The sequence below is a fragment of the Alphaproteobacteria bacterium genome (genome assembly GCA_040216735.1).
GTDB lineage: Bacteria > Pseudomonadota > Alphaproteobacteria > SHVP01 > SHVP01 > CALJDF01.
Genome location: JAVJOO010000010.1, coordinates 47,523 through 61,937, shown reverse-complemented (window position 1 = coordinate 61,937; position 14,415 = coordinate 47,523). Strand labels below are relative to the sequence as shown.

Annotated in this window: 14 protein-coding genes; 5 read left to right on the top strand and 9 right to left on the bottom strand. The window is 62.0% G+C overall.

Features of this window, described 5'->3' with window-relative positions:
- Window positions 1-17: 17 nt before the first annotated feature.
- Window positions 18-1,058 carry a DUF3179 domain-containing protein gene (locus tag RID42_17625; protein ID MEQ8249498.1) on the bottom strand — a complete coding sequence of 347 codons (1,041 nt, stop codon included), beginning with the start codon at window positions 1,056-1,058 and terminating at the stop codon, window positions 18-20.
- Between the two features lie 129 nt (window positions 1,059-1,187).
- On the opposite strand from RID42_17625, the gene RID42_17620 reads away from it, so the two are divergent.
- Both RID42_17620 and RID42_17615 read left to right on the top strand, forming a co-directional pair.
- Window positions 1,188-2,306 carry an NAD(P)/FAD-dependent oxidoreductase gene (locus tag RID42_17620; GenBank protein MEQ8249497.1) on the top strand — a complete coding sequence of 373 codons (1,119 nt, stop codon included), beginning with the start codon at window positions 1,188-1,190 and terminating at the stop codon, window positions 2,304-2,306.
- 72 nt (window positions 2,307-2,378) lie between these two features.
- On the top strand, window positions 2,379-3,194 hold the full coding sequence (locus RID42_17615; GenBank protein MEQ8249496.1) for a MipA/OmpV family protein: 816 nt from the start codon (window positions 2,379-2,381) through the stop codon (window positions 3,192-3,194).
- Here RID42_17615 and RID42_17610 read toward each other — a convergent pair whose 3' ends face one another.
- Complete coding sequence (locus RID42_17610; protein ID MEQ8249495.1) at window positions 3,195-3,614, bottom strand: DUF1489 domain-containing protein; 420 nt, start codon at window positions 3,612-3,614, stop codon at window positions 3,195-3,197. It abuts the gene before it with no gap.
- Between the two features lie 103 nt (window positions 3,615-3,717).
- Between RID42_17610 and RID42_17605 the strand changes: the two genes are divergently transcribed.
- Together RID42_17605 and RID42_17600 are read left to right on the top strand one after the other, a co-directional pair.
- A complete protein-coding gene (locus RID42_17605) occupies window positions 3,718-4,941 on the top strand; it encodes an FAD-dependent monooxygenase (protein ID MEQ8249494.1) in 1,224 nt (407 codons plus the stop codon).
- A gap of 60 nt (window positions 4,942-5,001) precedes the next feature.
- Window positions 5,002-5,748 carry an arylmalonate decarboxylase gene (locus tag RID42_17600; protein MEQ8249493.1) on the top strand — a complete coding sequence of 249 codons (747 nt, stop codon included), beginning with the start codon at window positions 5,002-5,004 and terminating at the stop codon, window positions 5,746-5,748.
- Here RID42_17600 and RID42_17595 read toward each other — a convergent pair.
- From RID42_17595 to RID42_17565, 7 genes are read right to left on the bottom strand one after another with little or no spacing between them, the layout of a single operon-like run.
- Complete coding sequence (locus tag RID42_17595) at window positions 5,742-7,736, bottom strand: biotin carboxylase N-terminal domain-containing protein (GenBank protein ID MEQ8249492.1); 1,995 nt, start codon at window positions 7,734-7,736, stop codon at window positions 5,742-5,744. The two genes, RID42_17600 and RID42_17595, sit on opposite strands and share 7 nt — an antisense overlap.
- A gap of 1 nt (window position 7,737) precedes the next feature.
- Complete coding sequence (locus RID42_17590; protein MEQ8249491.1) at window positions 7,738-8,529, bottom strand: enoyl-CoA hydratase-related protein; 792 nt, start codon at window positions 8,527-8,529, stop codon at window positions 7,738-7,740.
- A gap of 2 nt (window positions 8,530-8,531) precedes the next feature.
- Entirely contained in the window at window positions 8,532-10,139 is a 1,608-nt protein-coding gene (locus tag RID42_17585) for a carboxyl transferase domain-containing protein (protein MEQ8249490.1), read from the bottom strand.
- Window positions 10,140-10,143: 4 nt separating this feature from the next.
- On the bottom strand, window positions 10,144-10,746 hold the full coding sequence (locus RID42_17580; GenBank protein MEQ8249489.1) for a 2-hydroxychromene-2-carboxylate isomerase: 603 nt from the start codon (window positions 10,744-10,746) through the stop codon (window positions 10,144-10,146).
- A 60-nt stretch (window positions 10,747-10,806) separates the two neighbouring features.
- Entirely contained in the window at window positions 10,807-11,466 is a 660-nt protein-coding gene (locus RID42_17575) for a DsbA family protein (GenBank protein ID MEQ8249488.1), read from the bottom strand.
- Complete coding sequence (locus RID42_17570) at window positions 11,466-11,846, bottom strand: RidA family protein (GenBank protein MEQ8249487.1); 381 nt, start codon at window positions 11,844-11,846, stop codon at window positions 11,466-11,468. The genes RID42_17575 and RID42_17570 overlap by 1 nt, the downstream gene beginning before the upstream one ends.
- 21 nt (window positions 11,847-11,867) lie before the next feature.
- A complete protein-coding gene (locus RID42_17565) occupies window positions 11,868-13,067 on the bottom strand; it encodes an acetyl-CoA C-acyltransferase (protein MEQ8249486.1) in 1,200 nt (399 codons plus the stop codon).
- A 156-nt stretch (window positions 13,068-13,223) separates the two neighbouring features.
- Here RID42_17565 and RID42_17560 point away from each other — a divergent pair, with 156 nt between their 5' ends.
- The gene (locus RID42_17560; protein MEQ8249485.1) at window positions 13,224-14,393 is read left to right on the top strand and encodes a class I SAM-dependent methyltransferase; all 1,170 of its coding nucleotides are present in this window, start codon (window positions 13,224-13,226) and stop codon (window positions 14,391-14,393) included.
- Window positions 14,394-14,415 lie beyond the last annotated feature (22 nt).

Genomic DNA, 14,415 nt, shown 5'->3' with positions numbered 1-14,415 from the left:
CAGGGGATGAATTCAGCTTAATCCAAGATGATTTGGCCGTTTGGAAAGAACGCTTTGTAAGCGAAGGCGAAATCGATCCCGTAGGGATAGTCGACCAGCGCACCGTCCCCGGTTCGTCGCTGCACGACGACGTTGCCGACATCGACGCCCCTGGCGATCGAAGAGGAATCGAGCGCAGAGTTTTGCCCGGGTTCCCAGGTAATGACGAAGCCGTCGTCGGTCTCGACCCGACCACGCTCACGAAGCAGATCCAGGGACCACGCGGCCTTTGTGCTGTTGCCCTCTCGATCGACGGTGATCACCCGCGCCAGCGGCGCAACCCCTACCTGTTTCAGCGTCTCCAGCGCCACACCCCGATAAAGGAACGGCGTCGAAAGTGAGTCGTACCCCGAATAGGGATTGGCGCCGTACCGTCTCAACGCCGCGTTGGTCGGCACTAGCAACGTTGCGGCATCGTTCGCACGCGCCTCAAAATTCGCCCATGACTCGAGCCGTGCAGGGAGGACCGCAAGCCGCTTCCCGAGCAATTCACCGACGATGGCTTCGCCAAGGAACTGCTGCCACCAGCTTTCGGTCTGGCGGTCGTACATCACGAGATCCGAATTGCGCAGCTTACCGGTCGTGCCGAAATCGAGAACCCGGTCGTCGAGCCGCCGATCGAATACGACCGCTGCATTGCAAAGGGGACAAAACGTCACCGAGATCGGCACGCCGCCCAAGTCGTCGTTGACGATTTCGTGCCACATCAGAATCGACAACGGATAAGCCCGCATTTCGCCGTTTACGGTAACGCCAACGACCGGCTCGGTAGGTTCGATCCGGAAGTCTCGGTAACCAGCGACCTCTGCCAAGTCGATGAACCGCGGCCAGTCGATAGCCGGTATGCCGTCTTTCGGCGGGCCGCCGGAGAGGATTTCGTCGAACTCGACCGACGTTCGGGAGAAGTCCGTCGACGGCCACTCGTGGCGCCACACCGATGGATCGGCGGCGGCCGCACCAACCAAGACCGTGGCGCAAACGACGGCGCCAGCAGCCGCGCGCAAGACCGTGCTCATCATCGTGTGTTCCTATTCCAGCCACCGGGGACATCGCCTACATTGACCCTCACCCGAGAGCGGCCCAAATCAAAGCAGGTCAAGCTTTCGTGACACCTTTGCCGCACAGGGAGCGCAGCGCCGAGATCGTCCATGACCGACTACGTTGATTGCATAGTGATCGGCGCCGGTGTTGTCGGACTGGCCGTCGCCAGGAGCATCGCCGGACAAGGCCGGGACGTTGTGGTCCTCGAAGAAGAAGACCGAATCGGAAGCGTCACCAGTTCACGCAACAGCGAAGTCATTCACGCAGGGATTTACTACCCACCTGGATCGAAGAAGGCCGCGCTTTGTGTCGAGGGAAAAGCACTGTTGTACCGCTACTGCAGCGACCGCGGCATTCCCTTTCGCCAATGCGGTAAGTTGATCGTTGCGGCGGAGGCGTCGGAAATGGAACGCCTCGGGGAAATCCAGGCCAACGGCATAGCCTGCGGCGTTGCCGACCTCCGGCTAATCGAAGGCGCCGAGGCCCAAGCCTTGGAACCCCAGCTCCGGTGTCACGCGGCGCTGGTGTCGCCCTCAACCGGCATCGTCGATAGCCACCAGTACATGCTTGCCCTCGAAGGCGACATCGAATCTGCCGGCGGCGTCGTGGCGCTGCGGACAACGTTCAAGTCGGCGACCCCAACCACGACCGGCTTTCGCGTCCAGGTCGAAACCGCCGAGTCCGACGCTGTTGAACTCGATTGCGGCACTTTGGTCAACGCGGCCGGACTCCATGCACAAGCCGTCGCCAGCGCCGTCCGCGGGCTCAACGCCGACCTGATCCCGCCCCAGTATCTTGCCAAGGGAAGCTACTTCATCTTGGACGGCAAAGCGCCGTTCGACCGCTTGATTTACCCACTGCCAACAAGCGCCAGCCTTGGCCTGCACTATTCGGTCGACCTCGGCGGCCAAGCGCGCTTTGGCCCCGATGTCGAGTGGGTCGAAACCATCGACTACCGCGTCGATAGCGATCGCGTCTCGACCTTCGAAACGAGCATTCGCCGTTATTTCCCGGCCCTGGCCCCGGGCGCCCTCTACGCCGGTTATGCCGGGGTGCGGCCGAAGATCGTCGGACCGGGCGCAGCGGCCGGAGATTTCGCGATCCAGGGACCGCAAGAACACAAGATTGCGGGCCTATTCAACCTGTTCGGCATCGAGTCGCCTGGGTTAACCTCTTCGTTAGCGATTGGCCGCTATGTTGCGGACGCCATCGGCGCGACCGCCTAGGACCATGCCGATTCTTGTCCGCTATGGGGGAAACCGCTAGGTTGGCGCCAATCAGCGAAGGGCCAATGAACCATGTTACGACTGATCGCCACATCCATTGTTATCGCCTTTGGGGCCTCGCAAGCGTTCGCCGCGAACGTCGGCGGCACCCGCAGCTACGAATCCCAGTTGGCCGGCGCGACCGACACGTCGATCGAGTTTTCGAGGCAAAGCGATTGGAAGGGCGTCGTCGGCGGCGGCCTTGGCCTCGTTCCAGAATTCATCGGTGCGAACGATTACGAGATCGGCGCGTTACCGCTCGTCGATGTAGAGTGGCGCGGGGCCTACTTCCTCAGCACCCAGCGCGGCGCAGGTCTGAATCTTTACCGCCGCTCGGGGCTGAAGTTCGGGCCACGCTTTACCTACGATCGCGGGCGCGATTCCTCCGACAGTACGTTTCTCACGGGTCTCCCCGATGTCGATCCCGGTATCGAGTTTGGGGCTTTCCTTGAGACGACGAACGGGCCCTGGCGATTCAAGGGCGACCTGCGCAAGGGTTTGAACGGCCACGAGGGGTTTGTCGCGTCGTTCGACTTGGCGGTTGGTGGGCGGTTGAGCGACAAATCGAATCTTATCCTTGGCGGCGTGACCCACTACGCGAGCAAGGATTACACCAAGGCCTACTTCGATTCGACAGTCGCGGGCACAGGCCGAGCGCTGTTCAGCGCCGACGGCGGCGGGTTCTCGGATGTCGGCGGCTACGCCACCGTGGTCTACAACATCAGCGAGCGGGTGTTTGTGTCCGGTATGATCCGGGGCACTCTCCTGATCGGCGAGGCCGCCGATAGCCCGATTTCGCAGTCGGACGGGCAATACTTCTTCGGCACCCTTTTTGGGTACCGTTTCTAACTACCACGCGCCGATTTCCTTCAGAGTGCGGACCAGCGGCGCCGGGAGGGCGTCGCTATCTGAGTCCCGACCGGCAACCGCATCGGCCGGCGCATCGCGATCTTCTAGATACCGCCACCCCTGGTGGGGTCGCCTGGGCTGGTGCATCGTCGGGACAAGATCCGGACTGAGGACCAAGGCACACTGTTTACCCTCCGGGTGGGACGCGGTCTCGATCCCAACGATTTGCTGGCGGACCTGGACATATCCCTTGATGATCCAATAGATCGAGCCCCCTTCGACGATCTCGTCGGCGCGCCGAGGACGGTGTCGGGTGAAGTGGCGGAGCGTGCCCTCTTGCTTCAAGCGGCGAGCCTGGATGGCCCGCAATTGATCGACGTCATCGACACCGACGCTTAGCTTGAGGATGTTCAGAGGCATAACGGCGTTAGACTAGCAGTGCGCGCGGAGCGGGCAAGACGGGATCGATCCTGGAGCGCGTCGGGGATTCATTCGTAGTCTCCAAAGAAATTGGGAAAGCGTGGTGAACGTGCAAAACAAGAATAATCGGGTTGTTATCGCCGGCGCAGGGCCTGTCGGTCTCACCGCCGCCTACGCCCTGATCCGGCAGGGCATTCACGTTTTGATGTTGGAATCCTACGCCGACGTCCCGACCGAGCCGCGGGCATCGACCTTCCACCCCCCGACGATGAAACTTCTCGAGAAACTCGACGTCGCGGACGAACTCCATGCAATGGGGCTCGAAGTCGCCAAATGGCAGTTCCGAGACTTGAAGGAAGGATTGGTCGCCGAATTCGACCTCGGATCCCTTGCCGACATAACCCGGTACCCCTACCGACTCCACTGCGAACAGCACAAATACGCACAAATGCTTTTGGCAAAGATCGAAGCTTCAGATCTATGCGAGATTCGCAAGGGACGTACGGTCCTGTCGGCCCGCTCGGATGCAAGCGGGGTTTCGGTTACCGCCGAAGGCCCCGATGGCCCGGAGGAGGTAACGGGCAGGTACCTCATCGGGTGCGATGGCGGAAGAAGCGCCGTTCGCCACGCGATGGGAGTGAGCTTTGAGGGGCATACCTTCGAGGAACGCTTTCTCGTCCTGACAACGCCCTTCGATTACGCTCCCTACGGCTTCCGCGGGACTTGCTACATCGCGGATCCAAAGCGCTGGTACTCCATGTTCAAAGTGCCGGCAGACGGCCCGCCCGGGCGCTGGCGCGTGGTTTCCCCGGTAGCCCTGGGGACGACCGAAGCCGAAGCGTTCGACGACGACTCCTGTCAGGCGCGGATACAGGCCGTTCTCCCCCACCCCGACGGCGGCACGTTCCCGATCGTCCATAAAAACATCTATCAGGTACATCAACGCATTGCCGGTCGCTTTGCCGACGGGAACATGTTTCTGGCCGGAGACGCCGCGCACATCAACAACCCGTTGGGCGGCATGGGCTTGAATTTCGGCATTCACGACGCCCTCAATCTTACCGAAAAAATGGGGACGGTCATGCGGGGCGGAGCCTCCAACGATGTCTTTGGACTCTATGACCGCCAACGGCGCACGGTCGCCGAGGAGTATCTTTTGGCGCAAACCGCACAGAACAAGAAAGATCTCGAAGAGCGCGATCCGGCAGTGCGTCAGAGACGTCAGGAGGAATGGCGTGAGACTGCGGCCGATCCGGACAAGGCGCGCGCATTCTTGCTTCGGACTGCGATGTTCAAATCAGTCGAGCGCGCTGACTCAATCACCTAGAACCTGCATACCTAACAATGGATACAACCGCGCTAACCGGTTCAACGCACGAGGATTCGCATGACTGACTCCCTTGGCCACCGCCTCAAGATCGGTGTCGTCGTTCCCTCTACCAACACAGTCGTCCAAACCGAGTTTGCCGCGATGCAACCGCCGGGGGTCACCAACCACGTTTCGCGCATCGCCATTCCCGACGCAAAGCTCGGGTCCGACGATGACTTCATCGCCCACATCGAACGAATGCGCGCAGGAATCGACGCGGCGGTCGAGCGCGTCATGACGTGCAATCCCGACTACGTCGTTAACGGCCTATCGTTGGAAGCGTTTTGGGAAGGCCTCCAGGGTAGCCTCGACATGCTGGACCGACTGGAGAAGAAATTCTCCATCAAGATGTCGATGGGCAACAACGCGATCTTGGAAGCGCTCAAAAAGGTTGGGAATATCAAGAAGATAGCCCTCATCACGCCGCATAAGCCGTTGGGCGACGAACGGGTCCGACGTTTCTTCAACGAGGCCGGATACGACGTCACCGATCTATTCAGCTTTAACGTCGGCATGCCTGCCGAGATTTGTCATGTGAGCGAAACCGCCCTGCGCGAGGCGACCCTAAAGGTCAACGCCAGCAACCCCGATGCGATCGTGCAGGTGGGCACCGGGCTCGCCAACGCCAAAGTCGCCGGCGAAGCTTGGCTGTGGCTAAAGAAACCCGTTATTGCCATCAACACGGCGTGCTATTGGCACGCGCTACGCCATAGCGGGATCGACGACAAAGTTCACGGATTCGGGCCGCTTCTCGCCGACTATTGATCCCCGGCTTCTAGGACGACCAGGACGTCTCCTTCATCGACGAATTGGTCTTCCCCAACCTCCACGCCCGATACCGTGCCGTCGATTGACGCGCGCAGGACGTGTTCCATTTTCATTGCTTCGACAACCGCAAGCCGGTCGCCGGTCAAGACCGCTTGCCCGGTCCGTACGAAAACCTGCGTTACCTTGCCCGGCATCGGCGCCACCACCACACCACCGGAAGCCGCTGTCGTACCGGTGGGCGCAAACGGATCGGCCAACATCAGGCGATCGACCCGACCTTCGTCGACAACGTACACGCTGCTTGCGGTCTTCACGACAAGGACAGTGTGAGGACGGTCATCAAGCTGAAATGAAACGGTATGCCCAGCGGTCTCGACAGAATCGATCACCGCGAGCAGGCCGTTCCAGATCAATCTGTAACGCCCCGCCTCCATATCTTCGATGAACGCCGTTTGCACACCGCCGGGTTGCGAAATGTGGAGCGCGCGGCGCGGCGGCAAGTTCAATCGCCATCCCCGCCGGTCATCCCACGGATCCTCGGCGCGGGACTCTTCCGAGGTCCGATCATTCGTCAAAAACAACGTCGCAGCGGCGACCGACTCGCTTGCCGGTTGATCGGCGCCTGCCACCAGCGACGGCAGTTCCCGATCGATGTAGTGGATATCCGTCGCGGCGTTCTTGAACGCTGGCCGGCACAGCAACGTTGCTAGGAAGGCTAGGTTAGTTTCCGACCCCTCGATTCGCGTCGCAAGGATGGCGTCGAGGAGTCCGCGGCGCGCGGCGTCACGGGTCGCTCCCAGTACGGTCATTTTGGCGATCATCGGGTCGTAATGAGGGGTGACGACGTCGCCGGCGTCGATTCCGCGATCGATCCGGACGTCCGCGCCATGCGGCCAAACGACGGTATACAGTCGCCCCGGCGAAGGCAGGAACCCGCGGTCAGGCGATTCCGCATAGATGCGCGCCTCGATCGCATAGCCGCCGGCGCAAATGGCCGATTGCGCTAGGGGTAGCGCCTCTCCCGCAGCGACCCGAAGCTGCCATTCGACCAAATCCAGACCCGTAACCGCCTCGGTCACCGGGTGTTCGACCTGGATCCGCGTGTTCATTTCCATGAAATAGAAGGTTCCATCGGGCTCCACGAGGAATTCGACGGTGCCTGCATTGGTGTAGTGAACGGCGGTCGCCGCCCGAACCGCGGCGGCGTGCAAGCGGTCGCGAACCGCCGGCTCCAAAAAGCTCGCGGGCGCTTCCTCGATAACCTTTTGATGCCGCCGCTGTAGCGTGCAATCGCGCTCGAAGAGATGCACGACGTTCCCCTGCGTGTCGCCAAAGACTTGAACCTCGACGTGGCGCGGGTTGTGAAGGTACTTCTCGGCCAGTATCTCGTCGTAGCCAAACGATGCCATGGCCTCGCGCTTCGCGGCGCGCAGCGCCTGATCGAGATCCGCGTCGCGGTCGACCCGGCGCATACCTTTGCCGCCGCCGCCGTGGGCCGGCTTCAGCAGGACCGGGTAACCGAGGACGGCCGCCTGTGCCGCAAAGGCTTCAAGCGATTGGTCGGTTCCCCGGTAGTCCGGCACAACCGGGACGCCCGCCTGATGCATTACATCCTTCGCAACCCGCTTGGACCCCATCGAGCAGATAACGTCCGCGCGTGGCCCGACGAAAGTCAGACCCGCGTCTTCGCAGGCCTGGGCAAAGTCGGCGTTTTCGGACAGAAAGCCGTAGCCTGGATGAACGGCATCCGCGCCCGCACGCGCGGCGATCTCCAGCAAGCGGTCGATCCGCAGATAGCTTTCGCCCGCCGGAGCGGGTCCGAGACGGTGGGCGTCATCGGCACGGCGAACGTGCCGTGCTGCCGCATCGGCGTCGGAATAGACCGCAATTGTCCGTATGCCGAGGCGCTTGGCGGTGTCGAATATCCGGCAGGCGATCTCGCCGCGGTTGGCGACCAACAGCGCCTTAATCGCCGGCGCTCTCACCCTAACGCGCCCATTGGGGAGGTCTTCGCTCCAAGAAGGCCGAAAGACCCTCGATTCCTTCATCGGCGGCCCGGCGCGCCGCGATTCGAGTTGCCAGGTCCTGGAGCATTGCCTCGTCGATTAGGCGGCCAGCAACATCGGCAACGAGTTTCTTGGCGGCGACGCTCGCCTCGGGGCCGGCCGCGAGGAGATCGCCGACGATTCGCGCGCGACTCTCACTGAGCGCAGATTCGTCTGCGACGACTTCGTGGACCAAACCGATCCGCTGTGCATCGATCGCGCTGAAGCGCTCCGCGGTGTGGAAGTACCGGGTCGCCTGGCGCGATCCGATGGCATCGAGGACAAAGGGAGAGATCATCGCCGGTACCAAACCCAACTTGACCTCGGTCAGCGCGAATTTTGCCCCCTCGACCGCGACCGCAATATCGCACGCGGCAACCAACCCCACGCCCCCACCGTAAGCGGCGCCCTGGACCAACGCAACGGTTGGCGCTGGCAAGGTGCGCAGCGACAACAGCATCCGCCCAAGGCGCAGTGCATCCGCGACGTTTTCCTCTTGGGAAAACTGCGCGGCGCGTTTCATATAGTTCAGATCGGCGCCCGCACTAAACGACTTCCCTCGACCCGCAATGACCACGACACGTACACCGGCATCGCCGCGCAATTCGGTGAAGACGGACGCAAGGCTGGCGATCATCTCGTCATCGAAGGCGTTATGAACCTCGGGCCGGTCGAAGGTGATCGTCGCGACACCATTCGTATCGGTATCCAGCAGAAGGTGTCGGCGTTGCATGTTTACATCCGGAAGACGCCGAACCGGGTATTTCCGATCGGCGCGTTCATGGCAGTAGCGAGCGACAGGCCCAGCACCATCCGCGTATCGGCCGGGTCAATCACACCGTCGTCCCATAGCCTAGCGCTTGCATAGTACGGGTGGCCCTGGGTCTCGTACTGGTCGCGGATTTTCGATGCGAGTGCGTCTTCGGCCACCGTATCGACGGTCGCGCCCCGCGCTTCCTGGGCATCGCGTTGTATCTGCGTCAGGACGCCGGCAGCTTGGTCGCCGCCCATCACGGAGATGCGCGCGTTGGGCCACATCCACAGGAACCGCGGATCGTAGGCCCGCCCGCACATCCCATAGTTGCCTGCACCAAACGAGCCGCCAACGATCACCGTGATCTTCGGCACCTGGGCATTGGCAACGGCCATCACCATCTTGGCGCCGTCCTTGGCGATGCCGCCAGCTTCGTACTTTCGGCCCACCATGAATCCGGTGATGTTCTGCAGGAAGATCAACGGAATCCGGCGCTGACAGCACAGCTCGATAAAGTGCGCGCCCTTGAGCGCCGATTCCGAGAAGAGGATGCCGTTATTCCCTAAAATGCCGACGGGATAGCCATGCAAATGGGCGAACCCGGTGACCAACGACGCTCCGTAAAGCGGTTTGAACTCGTCGAATTCACTGCCGTCGACAACTCGGGCAACGATCTCCCGAACGTCGAACGCCGTATGGAGGTTCCGCGGCACGACGCCATAGAGCTCATGGGACTCGTAGATCGGTTCGGCCACCGCTCGCGACGTGTTCGGCGGCGTTCCGCCGCGATTAAGGTTCGAGACGATGCGGCGCACAATGCCGAGGGCATGTTCGTCGCTTTCGGCGTAATGGTCCGCGACACCGGAGTGACGGGCGTGAACGTCGGCGCCGCCCAGATCCTCCGCACTCACGACCTCACCGGTCGCGGCCTTCACCAACGGCGGGCCGCCAAGAAAGATCGTGCCGGTACCTTTCACGATGACGCTCTCGTCGGCCATCGCGGGGACATAGGCGCCACCGGCCGTACAGGACCCCATCACGGCCGCAATTTGCGGGATACCTTGGGCGGACATGTTGGCTTGATTGAAGAAGATGCGCCCGAAGTGTTCACGGTCGGGAAAAACCTCGTCCTGGTTCGGCAGATTGGCGCCGCCCGAATCGACGAGGTAGATGCACGGCAAGTTGTTCTCTAGCGCGATCTGTTGGGCGCGTAGGTGTTTCTTAACCGTGAGCGGATAGTAGCTACCGCCCTTGACCGTTGCATCGTTGGCCACGATCAGACACTCAAGCCCGCTCACGCGCCCGATCCCGGTGACAATGCCCGCGGCCGGAACCGCTTCCGGGTAGACACCGTGCGCCGCCAATGCCGAAAACTCCAAGAAGGGAGAGCCAGGATCGAGAAGAAGAGCGATCCGATCGCGCACAAACAACTTGCCCCGCCCCGTGTGGCGCGCCCGGCTGGAGTCGCCACCGCCTTCGGCTATTTTTGCGGTGCGTGCGCGAAGGTCATCGACTAACCCGCGCATGTGCGCGGCGTTGGCGAGAAACACGTCGTCCTTCGTTTTGAAGGCGGTTCGAAGGACCGTCATGGGCTTACCAGCCGCCGGTCTCCAGCCAACGCGACATCTGATCCAGACGGTCGGAACCCCAGAACGGTTCGTCCCCGATGAAGAAGAACGGCGCGCCAAAGACGCCGCGCGCCAAAGCCGCGGTCGTTTCTTCCTTAAGCCGTTCCTTGATGGCCGGAGTTTGGATCGCCGCTTCGAACGCGGCTTTGTCCACGCCAACCGAGGCCGCAACGTCCGCGGTTGCCTCGGCGCCGCTCACATCGCGCCCTTCGCCAAAATAGGCGCTGAAGAATGCATGGGCGAAGGTCTTAGCCGTTTTCGCATCTTGACCGATTAGCCAATAGAACCCCCGCGCCGCGGCCACCGTGCCGTGCGGAAACCCGTCCGGGAACTTGCATCTCACCCCCAGCGACCGGGCGGTGCGCGCGATATCCAACCCGGCGTACTTCCCTTTGATCGGATAGGCGGTGAGTGGCCCTGTACCGACCTCCTTGAAAGCCGCGCCCAGCATCATCGGGCGCCACGTGACCTCGCAACGACGTGCTTCGGCCCACGCATCGATCTGGACGCTCGCTAAGTAGCCGTACGGGGACGCGAAGTCGAAATAGAAATCAATGTTTTGGGTCATACGGAATTGTAGGCCAACCCCCGTTCCGCCGCCACTGCGAACGCCGACATCAAAATGGGCTCAGGTATCGTTCGGGCGCACCAAGACCGGTTGCGGACGGCCGGTCCCGCCTTTTCCACGGCCCACCGACAGCCATTGATCGAGATAAGGGATCCGGTCGTGCCCCCAAAACGCTTCGTCACCAACGGCGATCCAGGGCGCTCCCATCATCCCCGTTGCCGTGGCCGCTTCGATGGTCGCCCGATGCTGGGCCTGCCCATTTGCGCTGTTCGCGTACCGTGTCACCAGCGCACTGGAGAGGTTGAACCGCCGCATGCCCGCAACGATCGCATCGATGTCCTTGAGCGCCTGACCCTGGGCCCAGATCACCGACAACGCTGCCAGCGTGATCGTGCGCAGTTGCGCCTCGTTGCCGTCGGCAAGGGCGTAGCACACGTTGTAGAGCTCATCGCAATCGAACGGCGGATCGACCCCTTCGGGCCGGGCAAAGGGTAAACCGCGAAGGCGGCAGACTCGGGCCGCATCGTGGCGCCAATAGGCGAGCTTTTCCGGCGGGATTGGCGTAGGCGTTGCACCGGGACGCTTCAAGATCGTGCTTAGGCGAACCGGTCGCCACAGAACCGGGCGGTTACGTTTTTGCCCGACCTCGTCGATCAGTTGGGCCGCGATATAGGAATACGGCGAGCCGAACGCGGGGTAGAAGAGGATCGGCTCGGTCATTAGCGTTTTCGCGCCACGACTTCGATTTCGATCTTCATCTTGGGGTCGATCAGCGGCGCGATCACAGCCGTCGCAGCCGGTCGAACAGCCGCCAACGCGACCCCAATGGCCGAGAGAACGAGGTCCACGTCTGCCCGGTCGGCGATGTAGTACCGGGCTTGAACGATATCCTCACGTTCGCTGCCGGCTTCCCGCAGGGCGGCATCGATATTTTTGAACGCCTGGGCGACCTGCGCCGCCGCCCCGTCGACGATCTCGCTGGTCGCGTAATCGGTCCCGGTGCAACCCGAGACGAAAACCCAATCGCCATCGACGACAGCCCGCGAATAGCCGTACTTCTGTTCCCAGGTACTTCCCGAACCGATGCGTTGGCGCGACACCTGGGACTACCGCTGGACCGTTCAGGCGGCGAACCGCTCGATCGCAATTGCAGTGGCCTCACCGCCACCGATGCACAGGCTTGCCACGCCCTTGTTCAGGCCGTTCTTCGCCAGCGCGTGGTATAGCGTGGTGATGATCCGGGCACCCGATGCGCCAACGGGATGACCCAGTGCGCAGGCCCCGCCGTGCACGTTCATCCGGTCGTGGTCGATCCCGATGTCCTTCATGGCCGCCATCGTCACAACCGCGAAGGCCTCATTGACCTCGAACAGATCGACCGTGTCCCGGGACCACCCGGTTCTCTCGAATAATTTGTTGATCGCTCCGATCGGCGCGGTGGTGAACTTCGAAGACTCTTGGCTATGGGTAGTGTAGCCCACGATCCGCGCAAGCGGCGTCAACCCGCGCCGCAACGCCTCGGATTCAAGCATCAGAACGATCGCCGACGCCCCATCCGAGATGGCCGATGAGTTCGCCGCGGTGACCGTTCCGCCGTCACGGAACGCGGGCTTCAACTGCGGGATCTTTTCGAGTTTGGCAGTAAAAGGAAGCTCGTCGTTGGACACAACGGTTTCGCCCGACCGCGTCTTGACCGTCACCGGAACAATTTCTGCTTCGAACGATCCGTCTTCGTTTGCCGTCTTTGCCCGGGCCAAAGAGGCGACAGCAAACGTATCCTGCTGCTCGCGGGTGAACTGGTACTGTTCGGCGGTATCTTCGGCGAAGGCCCCCATCAACTTGCCGGGCTGTTCGATCTTGTCCTCGAGGCCATCAAGGAACATGTGGTCGTAGATTTTCCCGTTACCGAGGCGGTAGCCGCCCCGCGCCTTGTCGAGCAAATAAGGTGCGTTGGACATACTCTCGAGACCGCCCGCCACCATGATCGACGCCGACCCCGCAAGAATCTGATCCGCGGCCATCATGGTCGCCCGCATGCCCGACCCACACATCTTGTTGATGGTCGTTGCACCGACGCCAAGGGGAATCCCGCCTGCCAACGCAGCCTGGCGCGCCGGCGCTTGCCCCATACCGGCTGGGAGCACGCAGCCCATGATCACGTCGTCGACATCCTCAGGCGCAACACCGGCACGGGCCAAGGCCGCTTCGATCGCCGCACCGCCGAGTACGGGCCCCTCGACGCTGGAGAGGCCGCCCTGAAAATTGCCGATCGGCGTGCGCGCCAGCCCCACGATAACCACCGAATCCTGCGCCTTTTTCATTGCTGCCTCATTTCCCGAGAAATCAGTTGGAGAACCGGACGGTAGCCCAAACCCCGAGTGACGGAAAGGAACTCCTGTCGGCCAATCGACCACATACCCCGGCGCGATCCGGAGTGCTAGACTTTGGCCCTCGCAGCCTAACCGGGAGGGCCGACCATGAAGGGCCAAGCGTCGCACGCCATTCTGCCGGACGAACACCACGACGAGGTGTCGCGGCAGGATTTCGTTACCAGTCTCAAGGTTCATGTCTTGACGGGCCTCGGTCCGGGCAACAAACAGGCGTTCGAGACCAGGGGCGCACCGACGTTCCGGAAATCCCATGGGCGCGAACCGAACTCCGCCCGCGAAGTGGCGCGGGTCATGCGCGACGACCCCTACTGGCAGACCTGGAGTTCGCTAAACCGGTCGGGCCAGGAACTGATGTGGGAGGGGCTCGGCGAACGCGCCGGACGGCAACTCGATACCTTGACCGAGCGGGCCCGGGCCGCGGCCGAGCGCAAGGACACGAAGGGATCGTTGCGGCTCGATCCCACTCTCGCGATCCCCCGCTACAACAGCGAAATCCATATCCACTGCCAACCGGGCGGGTATCACGTCGAACTCGCGAAGGACGATGTCTTCGCGGGCGCGTTGTACGATATCGGCGCCTATCAGTACGGCATGGGCGGACAGGGCCCGATGACCGACGATGTCGGGGTCACGGTAGGCGCCTATTTTCGCGACAACATGCCGGCGTTCGAGCCCAAGCGTATTCTCGATCTTGGGTGCGGCGTCGGTCATCAAACGCTCGGTCTCACCGAGGCCTTTCCCGCAGCAGAGATTCATGGCTGCGATCTCGGCGCGCCGATGCTCCGCTACGCCCATGCCCGAGCCGAATCGCTCGGAAAGGCGGTTCATTTCTCCCAGCAGAACGCCGAACGTACGGACTACCCCGACGAAAGCTTCGATCTCGTCACGTCAATGATCCTGTTCCACGAAACGTCGCAAAAGGCGATCCCCCATATCATCGCGGAGTGCTACCGCCTCCTGAAGCCAGGCGGTTACATGGTCCATGGCGACGTTCCGGAGTTCAATAAGTACTGGCCCGAACCTTACGACCAGTTCCAGCGCGACTGGACGACGCACTTCAACGCCGAACCCTTCCGCAGCAAGATGCGCGATATGGACATGTCGGCGCTGGCGCGGGATGCCGGTTTCAAGTCGGAATCTATCGCAGAAGAACTTGTGCCCAGCGTCTTCGGGGAAGCCGGCTACGCCCGCACCTCGCTTTACGGCAACACCCACGCCTATGGTATGAAATGGTGGGTTCTCATGGCCCAGAAATAACGCCGCGAGTTGACGGGACACA